This is a genomic window from Bombilactobacillus sp. ESL1202 (genome assembly GCF_058107125.1).
Genome location: NZ_CM176590.1, coordinates 799,130 through 817,295 on the forward strand (window position 1 = coordinate 799,130; position 18,166 = coordinate 817,295).

Genomic DNA, 18,166 nt, shown 5'->3' on the forward strand with positions numbered 1-18,166 from the left:
AATAAAAAAAGCGTCCAAATTTTGGACACTTTTTTTAATTATTTATTATTTTTTTGAACATTAAATTTTTGCCTTGTTACTTTCTGGACTATGGTGAATTCCATAAGCTAAATAGATTACAACGCCAATGGCGAACCAGATTAATGACGCAATCCAAGTAACCATTTTTAATTTAGTCATTAGATATAAGCACAGCAATAACGAAATCACTGGTAAAACAGGATATAGTGGTACTTTAAAGCCAGTATTTTGAATATCGGTGCGTTTGCGTAAAGGAATAATGCCAATTGATACAAAGGAAAAAGCAATCAAGGTGCCGATATTAACCAATTCTGCTAAATGGTTTAAATCGACCAAGCCACCCATGAGAGCAATAATGATTGTCACAACTAACAAACTATGATTAGGTAAATGATGCTCATTAACATTACCTAAAAAACGGGGTAATAAGCCGTCACGACCAATCGCATAAACTAAACGTGAACTACTATAAATCATCGTCACCATCATGGTAAACATCCCCGCCATGGCACCAATTGAAATGATCCCGGCTACTCCGTTCAAATGGAAAAATTGTAACGCATAAGAAACTGGATCAGCAACGTTCAATTTCGTATACGGCAACATTCCGGTTAAGACTGTAGACACCGCCATATAGAGGATCGTTGCCACAATTAATGTTCCAATAATTCCGATCGGTAAATTACGTTGTGGATTTTTAACTTCTGGCGCTGAAGACGAAACTGCATCAAAGCCTAAATAAGCAAAAAAGACTGTCGAAGCTCCCGCCAAAACACCGTTCGTGCCAAAAGGCAAAAATGGTGACCAATTCTTAGGTTTGACATAAAAACAGCCTACCACAATAAATAAAATAATAATGGCAATTTTGATAATAACCATCCAGTCATTAATTTTCATTGATGTTTGCATTCCACGCGCCAACATCAGGGCAATGAGAATAATCACCACTATCGCCACTAAATTAAAATAGGTTCCTTGACTAGGATTATAGGCACCAGAAATAGCCTTCGGTAACTGGATATTAAAGCCCCTTAAAAATGAATTAAAATAAGCAGAAAAACCCACGGAAACTGTGGCTACAGCTAACATGTATTCTAAAATCAACGCCCAACCAATTACCCAACCGATAAATTGGCCGAAAACAATATTGCCATATGAATAAGCACTACCAGCCACTGGTAATGATGAAGCAAATTCCGCATAGCACATAGCCGCCGTTGCACAGACCACAGCCGCTAATAAAAAGCTCAAGATCACTCCGGGGCCACTTAAAGTGGCTGCTACGGTTCCGGGCATAATAAAAATTCCGGTTCCAATCACTGCTCCAATTCCTAAAGCCATTAAATCTTTGGCCGTCATAGTCTTCTGGAACTTTTGATCGGCCTGCAGATATTGTTGAATATCCGCTTTTTGGGTCATTTTCTTCCAAATCGACATTGTCATCATTTCCCTTTAATCAAAAATTAATTTTTAGGATAAATTATTTTTTTGAAACTGTCAAATTTAATTTCAATTATTTTCAGAATTTTACCGTTAATTAATTTGCTTTACAGAAGTTAGGTCAAAAAACCTTTAAAAACTGAGTAACACCTCGCTTCATTTTTCAGTTAGTTTGGCATTTCAAAAATCAAATGACTACTAAAGTTTGTTCTATGCCTACTTACTAGACATAAACTAGTTAAATTGCTTTTGATATGAGCCTACAAAATTAAATTTTGATGAGAGTTAGTCTTGACAGATTGTGCTAAATAGATTAAATTAAGTTTATTCAAACCAGATAGGAGTTTTGACACATGAAGTCATTTGCTTATCAACAGTTGAATACTTGGTATTATAACTTTCGTTTCTTTAGGTAGTGTTTGCATTCACGCAACGCGGGTGCAAACACGAATCTGTTTGTTCCCGCAAGAAATGAAGGCTTCTTTGTTTAGCCCCCTCAGGCCTTGCAGGAAAAATTGAAACTGCAGGGTTGATAATCCAATCTAAAATTGAGATTTTTTAGCCTAGCAGTGGAAATTAAACTGCTAGGCTTTTTATTTGAATTAAGAAAGGAATCAATACTTATGGACATGACTCAGTATTTAAATCACCGATTAACACAAGTTAAACCATCAGCAATCTTGGCCTTTTCCACCTATGCACAAAGCATTCCAGAAATCACCAATTTTACTGTCGGTGAACCAGATTTTGCAACACCAGAACACATTAAGCAAGCAGCTATTAAAAGTATCGAAGCTGATCGCAGTCATTATGCCCCTTCCAACGGCACTTTGGAATTACGCCAAGCGGCCAGCAATTTCTTAGCTAATAAGTATCAACAACATTTCACTCCAAAAGAAATTATTGTCACAGCGGGAGCTACGGAAGGCATCTATACTACGATTTTATCAATTTTAAATCCCGGTGATGCTGTAATTATTCCAACGCCGACGTTTCCGTTATACATTGCCGATGTTACTTTAGCTGGCGGACAACCAATTTTGGTTAATACCGCACCTAATGGCTTTAAACTGACACCGGAAGTTTTGCAGCAAACTTTAGCCGAAAATCCCAATGTGCGGATGCTCATTCTAAATTATCCAGCTAATCCGACTGGTATCACTTACAGCCCAGCTGAATTACATGCTCTAGCCGAGGTTTTGCGTGACCAACCAATTTTTATTCTTTGCGATGAAATTTATAGCGAATTAAATTACGACCAACAACATACTTCACTAGTCAAGGAATTACCCGCACAAACTATTTTATTATCCGGAGTTTCTAAGTCCCATGCCATGACCGGTTGGCGTATTGGCATCATTGCCGCTCCTCAAGCAATCACCGCTGAATTAAGTAAAATTCATCAGTTTACGATCACTACGACGGCTACAGTGACTCAAGATGCTGCCCAAGAAGCATTTGCTAACGGAATAGATGATGCTTTACCAATGAAAAAAGAATACCAACAACGTCGTGATTATTTAGTAAAACATTTTCAAGATTTAGATTTTAGTTGTGCTAAACCGAGTGGTGCCTTTTATATTTTTGTGAAAATTGCGCCCGATTTAAATCAAGACGATGAGGCTTTTGCCTACGATTTAGCTAAAAATGGACACGTTGCTGCTGTTCCTGGATCTTATTTTGGCCCCGGCGGTGAGCACTATTTACGCTTTAGTTACGCTACTAGCATGCAAACTATTAAAACCGGCATGCACAATTTAGCTGATTACGTTCGGAAACAACGTTCAAACAAAGGAGAAAACTAATGAAAATTTTATTATTAAGCGTTCGCGAAGATGAAAAAGCTGCTATTCAAAATTGGCAAGAACAACATCCGGAAGTTGAGGTGCAAATTTCCGATCAAGAATTACATCCCGATACCCTTGACTTAGTCCAAGGTATTGATGGTTTAATTATCCAACAGCGTAGTCAAATTGAAGCTAGTGTCTATCCAGCCTTAAAAAAAGCTGGTCTCAAACAGCTTACTACCAGAACAGCAGGCGTGGATGTCATTGACTTAGACTTAGCTAAAAAAAATGATTTACAAGTCAGCAATGTTCCTGCCTACTCGCCCCGTTCTGTTGCTGAGTTAACATTGACACATACATTACGGTTAATTCGTAAACAAGAATTTGTTGATCAACGGGTGGCGCAACAAGACTATCGCTGGGCTGGTTTACAAGGAACCGAAATCCATACACTAACCATTGGGATCATTGGCGCTGGCCGTATTGGTGGTACTTCTGCTCAATTATTTAATGCTTTAGGTGCCAAAGTTATTGCCTATGATACTAAACCCAATCACGAATTAGATTCAATTTTAACTTTCAAAACTAAAGAAGAAGTTTTAAAAGAAGCCGATGTTTTATGTTTACATGTTGATTTAAATCCAACTTCTGAAGATTTAATTGATACTGAAGAATTGCAATTAATGAAACCCACCGCTTACTTAATTAATGAGTGTCGGGGGCCAGTGGTAGACAATGATGCTTTAATTGCTGCTTTACAAGAGAAACGCTTAGCGGGAGCTGCTTTAGACGCTGTCTCTGGTGAGGAATACTTCTTTAATTTTGACCTGCGCAACAAGCCACTCCCCAGCAAACAATTAGAAATCTTACAAGCCATGGATAATGTGATTATCACCCCGCATGTTGGTTTTTATACTAATGTAGCTGTTCAAAACATGGTTGATATCAGTTTAGACGATACCGTCAAATTAATTACCACTGGTACCTGCGATCATTTAATGAACTAAATCTTGTTTATTTAAATTAAAAATGATGAGTCTCGAAAAAAAGTTACGGTTGAGACAAAAAGAAGAGGTTGGGACAATAAGATTAAGATTCGTATTAGATCGCAAATTAAACGAACCTTAATTCATTATTGCATTCCAAAAGTCAAGAGTTTGAGCCTAACGAAATTTAATGCTGTTAGTGCTCAACTGTTAAACGACTTTTGGTTCAGCCTCTTTTTGTCTTAGTCTCATCATTTTTTTAAAACGAGCAAGGAAACACGTTCTTTTAAGGATGTGATGAATTGCTTTTTATTTTGTTTTATTACCAACGTATGGTTAATTAAATATACTATAATTAATTGTATGAACAAAGAAAATAATTTAACATATGGTCGCACTTCTGTCTATAATCTTAACTATCATATTATTTGGGGAACTAAGTATCATAATAAAGTTCTCAGCGGTAATGTTGAACATCAGCTCAAACGAATTTTGCTGGAAATAGCTCAAGAATATGGTTTCACCATTGAACATATGGAAGTTGGTAAATCAGATCATATCCATTTATTAGTCTCATCACCGCCAAAGCTGTCCGTTACCAATTTGATTCGTTGGCTAAAAGGAATTAGTGCTCGTAAGTTATTTAAGCAGTGTCCAGAATTACAAACCAACTATTGGCAGCAACAAGGGCGACATTTGTGGAGTCAAAGTTATTATGTTGAAAGTATTGGGACGACTAATCAAGCCGCAGTAGCTAAATACATTGATGACCAAAAGGAGTGAAGAATTTGACGTTTCAAGCTGTTAAACTAAAAATTTATCCCAATCAAAAACAGCGGCAACAAATTATTGAAAACTTTGGTGCGGTGCGCTTTGTTTGGAATCAAATGTTAGCGATGCAGCAAGAACGCCACAGTAATGGTGGTCGATTCGTAAGAACTTTTGGCATGAATTATTTGGTTAAACAATTAAAACGAGAATATACATTCTTAAAAAGCGCTGAAGCTACTAGTTTGTTGAATGTTAATAAAAACCTCGGAATTGCCTATGAACGCTTCTTTCACAAGCAAGCTCGTTTCCCGAAGTTCAAATCTAAGCATTATGCCAAGCAAAGTTATACCTGCAATAATGTTAAGCAAAACATTAGAGTCCTGAAGCAACATTATTTGAAATTGCCTAAATTAGGAATCGTCAAATATCGCGGTTGTTCCACCACTGCCAAGATTAAGTCGGCGACAATTAAGCTGAGTCCAGCAGGCAAGTTTTATTGTGTTTTATTGATTGAGTGCGAAAACCAAACACCATTCAAGAAAACGGGTCAAACTGTGGGCTTGGATCTGGGAGTTGCCGATTTAATGATTAGTTCTGATGGTCAAAAGTTTAAAACGGTTCGGTTTGATAATCAGTTATCTCATAAAAAGCGTCAATGGCAACGTAAACTAGCTCGCCGGCGAACTTTGGCTAAAAAGCATGTTTTCATGCATAATCGATTGCATCCTGATAACAAAATTGATCTAAATGATTGTCACAATTATGTTAAAGCTAAGCAGCAAGTTGCCAAGATTTCAGAGCAAATAGCTAATCAGCGCCATTATTATCTAAACAAGTTAACGACCAAATTAGTTAAAGACTATGATGTGATTGTGATTGAAGATTTGAAAACCAAAAATCTGTTGCAAAATCACCATTTAGCTAAAGCCATCGCTAATCAAGCGTGGCGGGAAATTCGACGGCAATTAGAGTATAAATGTGCGTGGCATGGTAAACAATTAATTACTGTCGATCCCAGAAAAACGAGCCAAATCTGTTCACATTGTGGCTATGATGACGGAAAACATGAGTTAGATGTCAGACAGTGGCAATGTCCACAATGTAAAATGCAACATGACCGTGATGTCAATGCTGCGTTAAATATAAAACAATTAGGCTTGGAACAAGCCATGGTCAATTAGGATAAACCGCTACTAAGTTGTCAGACAAAGCTTAGCAAGTTAAGTCTGTTCCCAGAAGCTCGGTACTTTAGTGCCGACGTAGTTCACATGATATAAAATCTTATGTCAATTTGGGTACATAGTTAATACTACCATCAGCCGCCTTAATCGCTAACCAAGTGTAACCTTCAGCTTGAATTTGTTCGAAGTAATGAACTACTTCACCCGGATTATAGTGCCCTAGAATTTTACTCTGCAAACTAGGCGTTAAATGAATACTAGATAAAGTTTGTACAGCATATTCATGTAAAGTTTCTTGCACTAGTTCAGACACTGGCAACAATAAATAACAAAGATTACCGGAAGCACTACGATATTCTAACCACCAATGATCATTTTGATAAAAACGGCGTTGATACTTAATCAAAGTTTGGGCTGGTAACTGGCCGATTTTTGAAGACTTAAAATTAGGTTGATCATATACAGGCATCGCTTTTAAGACGTGATATTCGCCACTCATATTGATCATTCGCTTCGAAGCAATCAATAAATAACGTAATTTTTTGGAAGCTGTTCGATATGCTAACCAATCTCCAGCACTGTTGGTGATTTGCTTTTCATAATGAATAACTTTACCAGCAGCTAAGGTTCCAATTTTAGTGGCTGTTAACTCTGGTTGTTCATAGACAATTGTTTTTTTCAATAAAGTATAGGCATGTTGAATTGGCTTAACAGGTGCAGCTTCTTGATTAGTTGCGGCGCCATTAGGCACAGCCACGTAACACTTTTGCCCTCGAGGATTATAATAAATCAACCAAGTTTTGCCGGCAGCTTTTTGAGTCGTCAAATAATTAATCGTTTCCCCAGCAGCATATTCTCCCACAATCAAACCTTGTTCACTAGGCTGTAAACGAATTTTTGTTGGCTGACTAACAGTATAACTGCGCAAAGTCACTTTTGCTTTTGTAGTTGCCTTGGGTAAATAATGATACCAATACTGTGCTTGCGTACCTCGCTGTAGCTGCAAAGTCTGAGCAATTCCGCGATAATTTTTAGCAAACACTTCTGCTAAGACCTGCGGTTTTGCGGTACTACTTAAGTATTGAATACCATCCATTTGATAAGTTGCTGAAGCCTGAAAATGTTGATTAGTCTGTAATTCATAATCTAAGTAGGCACATTGCCCAACAATACTCTGATAATCTAAATGTTGTTGTTGACACCAATTAGCCAAATCTTTTAACTTTGTCCATTGCAACAAGCCGTAACCTTGCTGTTGCAAAGTTGTCTGTAATTGACTAACAACAGACATATTTCCCAAGACACCAGCAATCGCTTGTTCACTCCAATGTTTAGCTAATAATTCTTGTCGTACAGCTTGCGCTGTTTTTATTTGCTGAGGTTGGTAGTTAGTACTGTAAACTAAACTAGACATACGATAAATACTTTGTGCCGTCACCAAATCAGAACTAACTGGTGCTTTGATTGCTTGATTAGTCTGATCACCAGCAGCTGCTGCTTGTTCAGGAGTTAATTTAGGCAAAATGGAAGTTTGAAAATGACGTTTAAGAAAGCGAGACGAATTTTTTTTCTTCATTATAAATTAAGGTCCTTTGACTAAGTTCTTCGTACAAAAGCTTATACAAGTTAAAACTATAGTTTTATTTTAATACAAAACCTAATAAATTGCCGTTAATTTTACTAATATAATTTATTAACTACTACAATTAATTTTATAATAATTACAATCACAAAAATCAAACTAAAACCTAGTTGGAGTCTAGCCTCTAGCCAGTCTTTAGCTACAGCTTTATTAAAGTGAACTCCAAAAAACAAAAGTCTGAGCTTAAAACTACCACTGATCATCAAGTTTCATCAGCGGTTTAAGTTATCCTTAGTTGTTACCCACCTTTGTTCACAACTTATGATAATTAGATTAAAATTTACATCTTAATCATTAAATTTTACAATAGAACTCATACAAGTAGGAGGACTGAGATGGAAAAAAATAATCAATTAGGCTTTAGTAGCATTATTTTGCTAGGAATCAATGGCATTATTGGCTCGGGCATTTTTTTATTGCCGAACCAAGTTGCGCAATTAGTTGGTAATGGCAGTGTTTTGATCATTATTTTCGATGCCTTATTAGTCATTAGTATTGCCCTGTGTTTTGCCCAAGCCGCATCTTATTTCAAACAAGACGGTGGCGCTTATTTATATGCTAAAAGTGCTTTTGGTAATTTTATTGGTTTTGAAGTTGGCTTTATGACCTGGGCCATTTGCATCATCGCCCAAGCAACAATGGGGGCAGCCTTCCAAACTGAACTGGTAACCCTTTTTCCAACCATTAGTCCTTATAAGACAGTCATTGTCTCGGCCTTTTTAATTTTACTCGCCCTTTTAAATATCATGGGCGTTAAAGTTTCCAAAGTCATGATTAATTTAACTTCAATTGCTAAATTGACCCCCCTGTTATTATTTATCGCTATTGGCATCTTTTTCATTCATGGTAATAACTTCCAGCCTTTACTACCACCGACACCCGTTTTAGCTAAAAATTTTGCGCCCGCAGCAGTCACCATGTTTTACGCTTGCACGGGTTTTGAAAGTATGGTTTTAGCTGCTGGTGAAATGAAAAATGTCCAAACCAATTTACCCCGCGCGATTGTAACTGTAATTTGCTGTGTTGCTAGTATTTATTTATTAATCCAGATTATCTCAACCGGAATCTTAGGCGGTAATTTAGTTCACACTTCAGTGCCCATTCAAGCAGCCGCCACTAAAGTTGCTGGTCGCTTAGGACAAGCGGTTATCGCCGCTGGAACTTTACTATCCATGGGCGGTTTACTAGTCACCTCTAGTTTTGTCACACCACGCGCCGCTGTTGCCCTCGCTATCGACCACAACTTACCGACCATTCTCAACCGACGTAATCGCCACCAGGCTCCATGGATCGCAATTGTCGTCGGTACCACTTTAACTCTACTAATTACCTGGCAAGGTTCTTTTAGCTTTTTAGCACAAATTAGTGCCGTTTCTCGTTTTGCCCAGTACATTCCTACCTGTTTAGCTGTCTTAGTTTTCGCCAAAACCAAGCCGCTGAAAGCTAAGCAATTTAAACTATTTGGTGGACCAATTATTCCTATCATCGCAATTATTGTTAGCTGTTGGTTATTAAGTCAAGTCAAGCACCAACAACTCTTGGCTGGTTTAGGTGCCTTATTGCTTGGCATTCCGCTTTATTTAGGCATGAAATTGTATCGTAAACTAAAACAATCCCGGTTATAACAGGAATTATCTGGCCAGCTAAATTTAACTATCGACAGAATTATATTAAATAAGCACTGCGATTACTTAGTTTTAATAACTAACCAATTGCAGTGCTTATTTCAATATCTAACTAAATTAATTTCAGCAATCAATGTAACTTTTGACACAAGGCTGCTAATAAATAAAACATAGTTTCAATAGTAGTAATAAAAAAGGTCACCGGTAAATTAGTCCAATAGCCAAGGATTAATCCTGTCCAAGTCCCCAATAATGCCAACACAATGCTAATTATGATTAAACTATGAACCGATTTGCCAAAAAATTGTGCTGTTGCTGCGGGCAATGTCAGTAGTGCAAAAACTAGTAAAGAACCAACAATTTGCGACACAATACTAATTGTCAACGACATCATCACTAAAAAAAGTAAATTAATCAACCAAGCAAACCGTACACTATTTTGAGCACCGATCGGATCAAAAAATATAAATCGCAACCGCCGATAAAGTAAAAAGAAGACTACTAGTTCAATAATGGCAATGACCCCAATTTGCTGAACATCTTGCCTGCTAATGCCGACAATGCTTCCAAATAAAATGTTTGTTGCGTAAGCCGAACTAGCCTTGGAAATTGACAGAAATAAAACTCCTAATCCCATAAAAAAAGCAGAAATTAGACTAATCACGGTTCCTTTCAAGGCCCGCATTTTATTAAAGCAACCAGCAATTAAAGCACTTAAAACAGTAAAACATAACATTCCATTTAACGGACTCCAACCTAACCAGAGACCAAAGCTAGCACCTGAAAAACCAATTTCAGACATGGTATGTGTTAAAAAAGATAGCTTTTTAGCAATCACAAAAACCCCAATCATTCCACATAAGATGGAAATAATAGTGGCAACAATAAAAGCATTTTGCATAAATTCATATTGAAACATGATGTCACTTCCTAATAATCTTTCTGATACTTAGTTAAATCTAAGCGTTGTTTTTGCCCATATTGAGCAATTAGTTCTGGATCATGCGTAATAAAAATCACCGTCGTTCCCTGTTGATTAAGCTCCTGAACTACCTTCATCACTTTAAATTTAGCCTGCTCATCCAAGCTAGCTGTCGGTTCATCTAAAATTAAAAGTTGTGGTTGATCCACAATTGCCTGAGCCAAATAAACCCGCTGCTTTTCACCGCCCGACATTTGCCCCACCCGTAAAGTTTGTTTGTTATTCAAGTGAACTTGCTTTAAGGCCAATTGAACTTGCTTTTGTTCTGATTTATTAGGCCAGGGGCGTAATGAACGGCTTAATTTCAATTCTACAAATGCTTTTGCCGATAACGGATAATCCTCATCCAGATTACGGAATTGCGGAACATAACCGATTTGATTCAAGGTTAATTGCTCCTGCAAAGTTCCCTTGGTAGGTAATAATTGTTTTAAAATAACGCGTAACAATGTCGTTTTACCAGAACCATTGGGACCAGTAATGCAAAAAAAATCTCCCTGCTTAATGGCAAAAGAAAGATTTTTGAAAACTAATTTTTGGTCAAACTGAACGCTTAAGTGATCAGCTTGGATTAATACTTTAGTCATGTGCTTGCGCCTCAATTTTTTGAACTTGCTGATATTGCCGACTCATCCATTGCGAATAGGTTAAACCTGCTGGTTGAGTTTCTGTAACCTTAACAATTGGTACTTGGTGTTTTTGAGCCAATTGAACTAAATTATCAATCACCGTATTGGTTGTTTGTTGGTTAACCACAAAGAAAGCAATTTTGTGTGTCCTAATCAAGTTTTGTAGTTGTTGAATTGCTTGGGGACTAGGATCGGCGCCTTCTTCAATCGCTTTGGCAAACTTTTGGTTTGCTATTTGATAACCCATTTCTTTTAATGAATAATCAAAAACGGGTTCACTAACCGCTACTAAATCGGTCGTCCGTCGTTGATTAATTTGGTGTAATTGAGTTTTTAATGGTGCTAAAGTTTTTAAATAGCGTTGTTGATTACGTTCAAAATCATGTCGATATTGTGGTAGCGCCCGATTGAGTTTCTTAGTCAAAACTTCCGACGCTTGAGCTAACGCATCCGGATCATACCAAATATGGGGATTGTCACCCATTTTTTTGTGCATCATTTTGCCCACATTAATTCTCTGCACAGCGGTATTATCAACCAATAATTTATTCATCCAACTGTCATAACCTAAACCATTATAAATTGCAATTTTGGCTTGACTAACCGTTTTAGCATCATTAGTCGTTGGTTCAAAATCATGCGGGTCAGCATTAGGATTAGTAATCAAAGCCTGCACTTTAGCATGTGAACCTGCGATCTGATGCGCCATTTGGGCGTAAGTCGGTGTCGAAGTAACAATTTGCAATTCTGCGGTAGAATGTGACTGCTGGGTGGTTTTCTGACAACCAGTAATCACCAATAATCCCCAAATCAAACTAAGCCATAACCAATGACGTTTCACCAATGCGCCTCCATTAATTGACGAATCAATTTCGTAATTTTATAATCTAAATAGTAATAATTACTTTTTATGATTGTATCATATTTTCTTTTCAACGTCTATTTTTGAATTAATTACCAGGACATCAGCATCTAGTAATGCTTAAACTATTATTTTTGTAAATTAGGAGTCAGCAATCAATGGAACAATTACAATTAGCTTTAAACATTTTACAAGCCCATCATTTTAAAATTACTAAGCAACGGCAACAATTATTAGAGTATTTAGTGCAACACAATAATTATTATGTTGCTTTAACCCAGTTAGATCAGCATTTACGAACCATTTTTCCCAAAATGAGTCATGAAACAATTTATCGCAACGTCAAAGAAATGCAAACGATTGGCATTGTCGAAACTAAAATGTTTAGTAACGGTTTACGCGTTAAATTTCAGTGTGATTTTACTACTAAAGAACATAGTCACTTTATTTGTCAGATTTGTGGTCAAGCTTTAGAAATTCCCCTGCCTAATTTCACAACTGCACTAACTAATTTAAAAAATGCCCAGATCGACGCTTATCACGTCGAAGTTCTGGGCACTTGTGCTAATTGCTTAGCCAAAAATTAACAGTCATTATTTTTTATTTAGCATCTAATCTTTGTAAAACTTTAATTAAGCGCGTAACACCTTGTTGCAGAGTAGTTCTGGCAGTCGCAAAATTCAACCGAATAAACAAACCATCAGCGGCAGTCAAACCAAATTCTTCATTAGTCTGCACGCCAATTCCCCCTTTATCTAAAGCTGTTTGCAATTGGTCTTCTGTCACATTCAAATAGCTCACATCAATCCACGCTAGGTAAGTGGCCTGACTGCGAGTCACTTGAGCTGCAGTTTGCTGTTCAACTTGTTCAGTCAACAATTTTAAATTATCTGCTAAATAATTTAATAACTCACTTAGCCAGTCTTGACCTTGTTCATAAGCTGCTTTTAATGCAGGTAAGGCCAACGCAGTGGGCAAATCTGGATTAGAAGCATACTCTGCTGCTGCTTGCATTTTTTGGCGATATGTCGCGTTAGTTGTGTAATAATAAGCAAACTGCAAACCAGCTAAGTTAAAAGTTTTCGATGGTGATTTAAAGGTAATGATTTGATCCTGATATTCTGGGCAAATGGTAACCAGTGGTGAATAGTGATTACCTGGTAAAATTAAATCGCTATGAATGTCATCGGACAAAATAATTACGTGGTACTTCTGACAAATTTGGACAAACTGCCGTAATTCTTCTGGATCCCAAACTCGCCCAGTTGGATTATGTGGATTACATAAAATAGCAATTTTTACATTATTAGCTTTAATTTTAGCCTCAAAATCTTCCCAATCAAATTGATAACCCTGCGCAGTTTTTAACAACGGATTGGTAATTAAGCGTCGCTGACTAGCTTCAATCGCAATCTTAAAATGACCGTAAAGGGGCGTTTGGGTAATAATGGCATCGCCGACTTCACTTAATCCCCGAATCGCTAGAGCTAATCCGTTGACCACCCCCGCACTGTACCCTAAATTTTGGGGATCAATTGTCCAATTATTTTGTTGTTTCAACCATTGAGCGATGATTTGTGGTGTTTTTGTCATGGCTGGTTCCACCGTATAACCATAAATTCCCACCGCCGCTTGTTGTTGAATAGCTTCAATTACTGCCTGTGGTGATTGAAAGTCCATATCTGCAATCCACATAGGAATCACATCTGGATTTTGGTAAACAGTTTGAGCACCATCCCATTTAATGCTATAAGTATTCTTCCGCTGCTTCACTTCATCAAAATTCATTACTTCAACTCCCTATTTGATTTTAGATAGCTTAATTCTACTACAAATCTTAATTAAAGCTGTAACAAGACCAATTCGTAGTGCGGATCAACTCAAGTTATTTTCAAACTAATTTTTCCTTTTAGAAGTACTGAGACATTAGCTCTATTTTTTAAAATTCGACTGCCAGTCCAACCTAATTTCATTGACCAGACTTTCAAAAGCCGCTTCATCCATGCTATGATTAATGTTGAATCAATTTTTAATAAAATTAAAAGGACGAACCGATGAATAGAACAAAAAACTTAACTTTAACTGCCTTAATGACCGCCATCTTAATTATTTTAGGATTATTTCCAGGCATCCCCCTAGGATTTATTCCAGTAACCATTGTTTTACAAAATTTAGGTGTCATGTTGGCTGGCGAATTACTGGGACCAAAATACGGTACCACCGCCGTCGGCTTATTTTTAATGTTAACTTTTTTAGGCTTACCTTTTTTATCCGGTGGACGTGGCGGAATTGTTAGTTTCATCGGCCCAACTGGTGGGTATTTAGTTGCCTGGCTATTCGTACCATTATTAGTTGGTTTACTCTTACAAAGTAAAAATTATCGTCAAAATTGGTGGCAGGAATTAATCATTGTGTGGCTCATTGGCGTCTTGTTTGTCAACTTGATTGGCGCTTGTTGGTTGGCTATTCAAAACCACATGCCGTTTATAACCGCCTTAATTTCGAGCACAGCGTTTTTACCGGGAGATACAATTAAAGCCTTAATTTCGGTTGTTTGTGCACGTAAATTGAGAAAGCTCATTCGCTAAAAGTATTAATTGATTTAACTAAAATCGCCCAAAACAACAGGAACCAAATTTAGATTTTTTAAATTGGCAACTTCCACAAATTACCTATTTCATTTTAACCAAGTTTAATCTATCATTAAAAATGATTAACGTTTTCAGTTATTTTTAATAGCAAAAGGAGCAAATGAATTGTCTTCTCAAGATAAAATTCTGGGTACTTTATATGGTCAAGCCATTGGTGATGCCATGGGCATGCCCACTGAATTATGGACCCAACAACAGATTCAACAACATTTTCCTAATAAAATCACAGACTTTGTTGACGGACCACCAGATAATGAAATCGCCCAATATTTTCAGCGTGGTCAATATACTGATGATACCAATCAAGCGTTTGTAATTTTAGATTCTTTGATTCAAACTAATTGGCACCCCCAAACGAATAACTTAGTAGAACATTTATTAGCTTGGGCTCAAGCTGTCAATGCCTGGGAAAATAACATTTTAGGACCCAGTAGTAAAGCCGCTTTAACTTTAGCTAAAAATCAGCAACCTACGGCTAAAGTTACTGCTCAAGCACTAACTAACGGGGCTGCCATGCGCATTGCACCGATTGGAGCTTTATTTAAACCTCAGCAAATTAATGAATTAGTCCAAATGGTCATTCAAATTACCCAGGTCACTCATTCCAGTGATGTCGCCTACAGTGGCGCGTGTTTAATAGCGGGTGCTGTTTGTGCAGCGGCTGCCAATTATTCTTGGGAACAAATTATTAATTTTGCTTTAAAAGCTAGTGATTTAGGATTTCAAAAAGGCGCACCTACTTGGGCAGCTAATGTTCCACAACGGGTCAATCTCGCTTTGACTTATGCTCAACAATTTGACCAGCAGCCTCCAAAATTTCAACAAGCCATTTATCAAATTATCGGTACGGGTACCATGATTTCTGAAAGTGTTCCTGCTGCGTTGGCAATTGCTTACTATTGTCAAGATGTTAAAAGCTGTGCGTTATTTTGTGCCAATCTTGGTGGTGATACCGACACCATCGGCGCCATGGCAACTGCTATTTGTGGTGCTGCACAAGGTTTTCAGCAATTACCTCCAGGCTGGATTTCTTTAATTAATCAGCAAAACCCACAGCATAACATCACAGAACTAGCTCAAAAAATGTTCGAGTTTGTAACTTCAAAGGAGTAAATTCAATGAATAGTCCAGAGACAATTGTTATTACCGAGCATCAAAGAACTTTAAAACCAAGTTCCTTATTTTATAATTGGTTTGCCGCTAATATTGGTATTATGGGCTTTGTTTATGGTGCAATTATCGTTAGTTACCACTTATCAATGATTCAAGCTCTTTTAGCTGCTTTAATTGGTGCCCTATCTTTTATTTTTCCCGGAATGATTGCGGTGATTGGTCAAAAAAATGGGATTACCACCTTTAAGTTAAGCCGTGCCCCCTTTGGGATTGCAGGCAACAAAATTCCAAATCTAATCGCTTGGATTAACATGGTCGGGTGGTTAGCTGTTAATATCATTACCGGGACTTTACTTTTTGTTTCCATGCTTCAAACATTACATTTACCTAAAAATTTCCTGACTACATTACTTTGTTTATTAATTTTTACAAGTTTGATTGTTCTATCGGGTTTTCTCAAAGAAGCCTGGCTCGCCAAAATTCAAACTTGGCTAAGCTGGATTTTTGGCATTTTAACCTTTGTTATTCTATTTTTCTTTCTTGCCAAAACTAATTGGACCACTGCTTGGTCTATGAAGCATGGCTCTTTTATTACTGGCTGGTTACCAGCCGTTAGCATTATTGCGGCTGGATCTGGAATTTCTTGGTCCATGGCAGCCGCTGATTGGGGTGCTTATGTTTCACAAGAAACTTCGACCGGAAAAACTTTTTGGGCCACCACTTTTGGTGGTGCCGTTCCCCTTTTTGTTTTGATGATTGGTGGCATTTTCTTAAGTACTAGTGCTCCCACTTTAGCTAACAGTAGTGATCCTTATCAAGTGATGTATAGTGTGTTGCCAACTTGGATGGGCGTTTTGTATTTTTTGGTTGCAGCTGGTGGGTTAGTTCCTCAGTGTATGGTATCTTTTCGTTCCGCTAGAATTAATTTACAAACCTTTGGACTTAATTTATCACAAAAGAGTTCTTTAATTGTTCATAGTTTGCTCGTTTTTGGTATTGCCGTTTATGTACTATTCTTATCTAAATCATTCTTAAGTAACTTTGAACTATTTCTCAACTTTTTAGGAATTTGTTTAGTAACTTGGTTAGCTGTCTTTTTATGTGATTATTTATTTTATCGTCGAACAGGTTACGATTTAAAATTAATTCAGCTGACTACTGCCCCAAAGTATCAATGGTTCAATATTATCACTTGGGTTGTCGCCACTATTAGTGGTTTACTTTTTACCAACAACGCCGTCTGGCAAGGTCCGTTTGCTTACGGAATTTTTAAAGATAATAGTTTAGGTGTTTTTGTCGCTGGTTTAGTAGCTTTAATCTTAATTGCTGGTCGGCAAATTATTCAACAAGGGGCACATCATGACCGCTAAAATTTTAGTTATTGGCGCTGCATTAGTTGATGTTGTAACTCAAGTACAACAATTACCTACCGCTGGTGAAGACGTCGCTGCTAGTCAACCAACAATTACAGTCGGTGGTTGTGCGCTCAACGTTTATAGTGCTTTACAACAGCAACAAGTGCCTGCCGATTTATTAGTTCCCGTTGGTCAGGGTCACTTTGCGCAAATTATCCGTCAACAATTTCAAAAATGGCAGCTTAAATCCTTAGAAGCTTCTGCCGAGCAGGACAATGGTTGGGACTTATGTTTAATTGATGATCAAGGCGAGCGGAGCTTTTTAACTTTTGCCGGTCTCGAACAAGCTTGGCAACCGGCTTGGTTTACTAATTGTCAATGGACTGATTATCAATATATTTATTTGAGTGGCTATGAATTAGAAGATTCTGATTGCGCTGAATTAATTATCCAACAAATCAAGCACAATGCTCCCCAAGCAACCATTTTATTTGATACTTCACCACGTATTGGTGCTATCAAAAAGCAAATTTTGCAAGAACTCTGGCAATTACCAGTCATTGTTCATGCTAATCAAGCAGAGCTAGCAATATTAGCGCCCAACCAAGCTAAATTAGCAGATCAGTTAAAGTTTGTTAGTCAATTAACTCATCAACCGGTCATTGTTACTCAAGGTGCTAAGGGCAGCTGTCTTTATCAAGACCAACAAACTATTACTTTTCCAGGTGCCAAATTATCAAAAATTACTAATACTAACGGCGCCGGTGATGCTCATTGTGGCGGCTTATTAGCGGCTTTAAGTCAAGGAAATTCGTGGTTTAAAGCAATGAAGCAAGCCAACAAAATGGCTGCGGCTATTGTACAAAAGTTTAATAGCAATTTTTATTAACAAGCTGCGAACAAAAGCGGTTAGCAACTGAGTATAACCTAGAATAATTATTTAAGTTGGTTTTGTAACTTGAATGATTATTCGTAGTTAGACGCAAGTTGTTGCTTTTGTGAGCGTAATTTTCAAGCTGCGAACAAAAGCGATTAGAAATTGAAGATTAATTTGGATCCCAATTTAAATTAGTAATTTATCTAAGAAGGTTAGCAGAGTTCAATGCCATTTCCAACAAATA

Annotated in this window: 16 protein-coding genes; 10 read left to right on the forward strand and 6 right to left on the reverse strand. The window is 37.3% G+C overall.

Annotation, left to right across the window (positions count from 1 at the left end; all coding sequences use genetic code 11):
- Positions 1 to 60 precede the first annotated feature (60 nt).
- Entirely contained in the window at positions 61 to 1,458 is a 1,398-nt protein-coding gene (locus AC3B7A_RS03560) for an APC family permease (protein ID WP_489756355.1), read from the reverse strand.
- A 626-nt stretch (positions 1,459 to 2,084) separates the two neighbouring features.
- Here AC3B7A_RS03560 and AC3B7A_RS03565 point away from each other — a divergent pair.
- The 4 genes from AC3B7A_RS03565 to AC3B7A_RS03580 all read left to right on the forward strand — a co-directional run bounded on the left by AC3B7A_RS03565 (position 2,085) and on the right by AC3B7A_RS03580 (position 6,186).
- The gene (locus AC3B7A_RS03565; protein ID WP_489756356.1) at positions 2,085 to 3,266 is read left to right on the forward strand and encodes an aminotransferase class I/II-fold pyridoxal phosphate-dependent enzyme; all 1,182 of its coding nucleotides are present in this window, start codon (positions 2,085 to 2,087) and stop codon (positions 3,264 to 3,266) included.
- The gene (locus AC3B7A_RS03570; protein WP_489756357.1) at positions 3,266 to 4,255 is read left to right on the forward strand and encodes a D-2-hydroxyacid dehydrogenase; all 990 of its coding nucleotides are present in this window, start codon (positions 3,266 to 3,268) and stop codon (positions 4,253 to 4,255) included. The genes AC3B7A_RS03565 and AC3B7A_RS03570 overlap by 1 nt, the downstream gene beginning before the upstream one ends.
- Positions 4,256 to 4,597: 342 nt before the next feature.
- Positions 4,598 to 5,017: an IS200/IS605 family transposase gene (gene tnpA / locus AC3B7A_RS03575; RefSeq protein ID WP_489756358.1), complete on the forward strand. Its 420-nt coding sequence runs from the start codon at positions 4,598 to 4,600 to the stop codon at positions 5,015 to 5,017.
- Positions 5,018 to 5,022: 5 nt separating this feature from the next.
- Positions 5,023 to 6,186 carry an RNA-guided endonuclease TnpB family protein gene (locus AC3B7A_RS03580; RefSeq protein WP_489756359.1) on the forward strand — a complete coding sequence of 388 codons (1,164 nt, stop codon included), beginning with the start codon at positions 5,023 to 5,025 and terminating at the stop codon, positions 6,184 to 6,186.
- A 100-nt stretch (positions 6,187 to 6,286) separates the two neighbouring features.
- On the opposite strand, the gene AC3B7A_RS03585 is transcribed toward AC3B7A_RS03580, so the two are convergent.
- On the reverse strand, positions 6,287 to 7,762 hold the full coding sequence (locus AC3B7A_RS03585; protein WP_489756360.1) for a phage tail tip lysozyme: 1,476 nt from the start codon (positions 7,760 to 7,762) through the stop codon (positions 6,287 to 6,289).
- Between the two features lie 401 nt (positions 7,763 to 8,163).
- Here AC3B7A_RS03585 and AC3B7A_RS03590 point away from each other — a divergent pair, with 401 nt between their 5' ends.
- Entirely contained in the window at positions 8,164 to 9,453 is a 1,290-nt protein-coding gene (locus AC3B7A_RS03590; RefSeq protein ID WP_489756361.1) for an APC family permease, read from the forward strand.
- Between the two features lie 130 nt (positions 9,454 to 9,583).
- Here AC3B7A_RS03590 and AC3B7A_RS03595 read toward each other — a convergent pair whose 3' ends face one another.
- Genes AC3B7A_RS03595 through AC3B7A_RS03605 form a run of 3 tightly spaced genes read right to left on the reverse strand, consistent with a single transcriptional unit; the run spans position 9,584 to position 11,905 of the window.
- Positions 9,584 to 10,372, reverse strand: a complete 789-nt coding sequence (locus tag AC3B7A_RS03595; RefSeq protein WP_489756362.1) for a metal ABC transporter permease — start codon at positions 10,370 to 10,372, stop codon at positions 9,584 to 9,586.
- An 11-nt stretch (positions 10,373 to 10,383) separates the two neighbouring features.
- Complete coding sequence (locus tag AC3B7A_RS03600; protein WP_489756363.1) at positions 10,384 to 11,022, reverse strand: metal ABC transporter ATP-binding protein; 639 nt, start codon at positions 11,020 to 11,022, stop codon at positions 10,384 to 10,386.
- Positions 11,015 to 11,905, reverse strand: a complete 891-nt coding sequence (locus tag AC3B7A_RS03605) for a metal ABC transporter solute-binding protein, Zn/Mn family (protein WP_489756364.1) — start codon at positions 11,903 to 11,905, stop codon at positions 11,015 to 11,017. The genes AC3B7A_RS03600 and AC3B7A_RS03605 overlap by 8 nt, the downstream gene beginning before the upstream one ends.
- 179 nt (positions 11,906 to 12,084) lie before the next feature.
- Between AC3B7A_RS03605 and AC3B7A_RS03610 the strand changes: the two genes are divergently transcribed.
- Positions 12,085 to 12,513 carry a Fur family transcriptional regulator gene (locus AC3B7A_RS03610; RefSeq protein ID WP_489756365.1) on the forward strand — a complete coding sequence of 143 codons (429 nt, stop codon included), beginning with the start codon at positions 12,085 to 12,087 and terminating at the stop codon, positions 12,511 to 12,513.
- A gap of 13 nt (positions 12,514 to 12,526) precedes the next feature.
- On the opposite strand, the gene AC3B7A_RS03615 is transcribed toward AC3B7A_RS03610, so the two are convergent.
- A complete protein-coding gene (locus AC3B7A_RS03615) occupies positions 12,527 to 13,714 on the reverse strand; it encodes a MalY/PatB family protein (RefSeq protein ID WP_489756366.1) in 1,188 nt (395 codons plus the stop codon).
- A 266-nt stretch (positions 13,715 to 13,980) separates the two neighbouring features.
- On the opposite strand from AC3B7A_RS03615, the gene AC3B7A_RS03620 reads away from it, so the two are divergent.
- From AC3B7A_RS03620 to AC3B7A_RS03635, 4 genes are all read left to right on the forward strand, one after another.
- Positions 13,981 to 14,514, forward strand: coding sequence for a biotin transporter BioY (locus AC3B7A_RS03620; RefSeq protein ID WP_489756367.1), 534 nt, complete (start codon positions 13,981 to 13,983; stop codon positions 14,512 to 14,514).
- A gap of 168 nt (positions 14,515 to 14,682) precedes the next feature.
- Positions 14,683 to 15,690 carry an ADP-ribosylglycohydrolase family protein gene (locus AC3B7A_RS03625; protein ID WP_489756368.1) on the forward strand — a complete coding sequence of 336 codons (1,008 nt, stop codon included), beginning with the start codon at positions 14,683 to 14,685 and terminating at the stop codon, positions 15,688 to 15,690.
- A gap of 5 nt (positions 15,691 to 15,695) precedes the next feature.
- Complete coding sequence (locus tag AC3B7A_RS03630; protein WP_489756369.1) at positions 15,696 to 17,060, forward strand: purine-cytosine permease family protein; 1,365 nt, start codon at positions 15,696 to 15,698, stop codon at positions 17,058 to 17,060.
- Positions 17,050 to 17,934, forward strand: coding sequence for a PfkB family carbohydrate kinase (locus AC3B7A_RS03635; protein WP_489756370.1), 885 nt, complete (start codon positions 17,050 to 17,052; stop codon positions 17,932 to 17,934). Before AC3B7A_RS03630 ends, AC3B7A_RS03635 begins: the two co-directional genes overlap by 11 nt.
- Positions 17,935 to 18,166 lie beyond the last annotated feature (232 nt).

Coding starts and splice junctions, on each gene's coding strand:
- AC3B7A_RS03590 (WP_489756361.1), top strand. CDS start 8,164: ATGGAAAAAAATAATCAATTAGGCTTTAGTAGCATTATTTTGCTAGGA.
- AC3B7A_RS03635 (WP_489756370.1), top strand. CDS start 17,050: ATGACCGCTAAAATTTTAGTTATTGGCGCTGCATTAGTTGATGTTGTA.
- AC3B7A_RS03570 (WP_489756357.1), top strand. CDS start 3,266: ATGAAAATTTTATTATTAAGCGTTCGCGAAGATGAAAAAGCTGCTATT.
- tnpA (WP_489756358.1), top strand. CDS start 4,598: ATGAACAAAGAAAATAATTTAACATATGGTCGCACTTCTGTCTATAAT.
- AC3B7A_RS03620 (WP_489756367.1), top strand. CDS start 13,981: ATGAATAGAACAAAAAACTTAACTTTAACTGCCTTAATGACCGCCATC.
- AC3B7A_RS03585 (WP_489756360.1), bottom strand. CDS start 7,762: ATGAAGAAAAAAAATTCGTCTCGCTTTCTTAAACGTCATTTTCAAACT.
- AC3B7A_RS03595 (WP_489756362.1), bottom strand. CDS start 10,372: ATGTTTCAATATGAATTTATGCAAAATGCTTTTATTGTTGCCACTATT.
- AC3B7A_RS03565 (WP_489756356.1), top strand. CDS start 2,085: ATGGACATGACTCAGTATTTAAATCACCGATTAACACAAGTTAAACCA.
- AC3B7A_RS03610 (WP_489756365.1), top strand. CDS start 12,085: ATGGAACAATTACAATTAGCTTTAAACATTTTACAAGCCCATCATTTT.
- AC3B7A_RS03600 (WP_489756363.1), bottom strand. CDS start 11,022: ATGACTAAAGTATTAATCCAAGCTGATCACTTAAGCGTTCAGTTTGAC.
- AC3B7A_RS03630 (WP_489756369.1), top strand. CDS start 15,696: ATGAATAGTCCAGAGACAATTGTTATTACCGAGCATCAAAGAACTTTA.
- AC3B7A_RS03615 (WP_489756366.1), bottom strand. CDS start 13,714: ATGAATTTTGATGAAGTGAAGCAGCGGAAGAATACTTATAGCATTAAA.
- AC3B7A_RS03560 (WP_489756355.1), bottom strand. CDS start 1,458: ATGTCGATTTGGAAGAAAATGACCCAAAAAGCGGATATTCAACAATAT.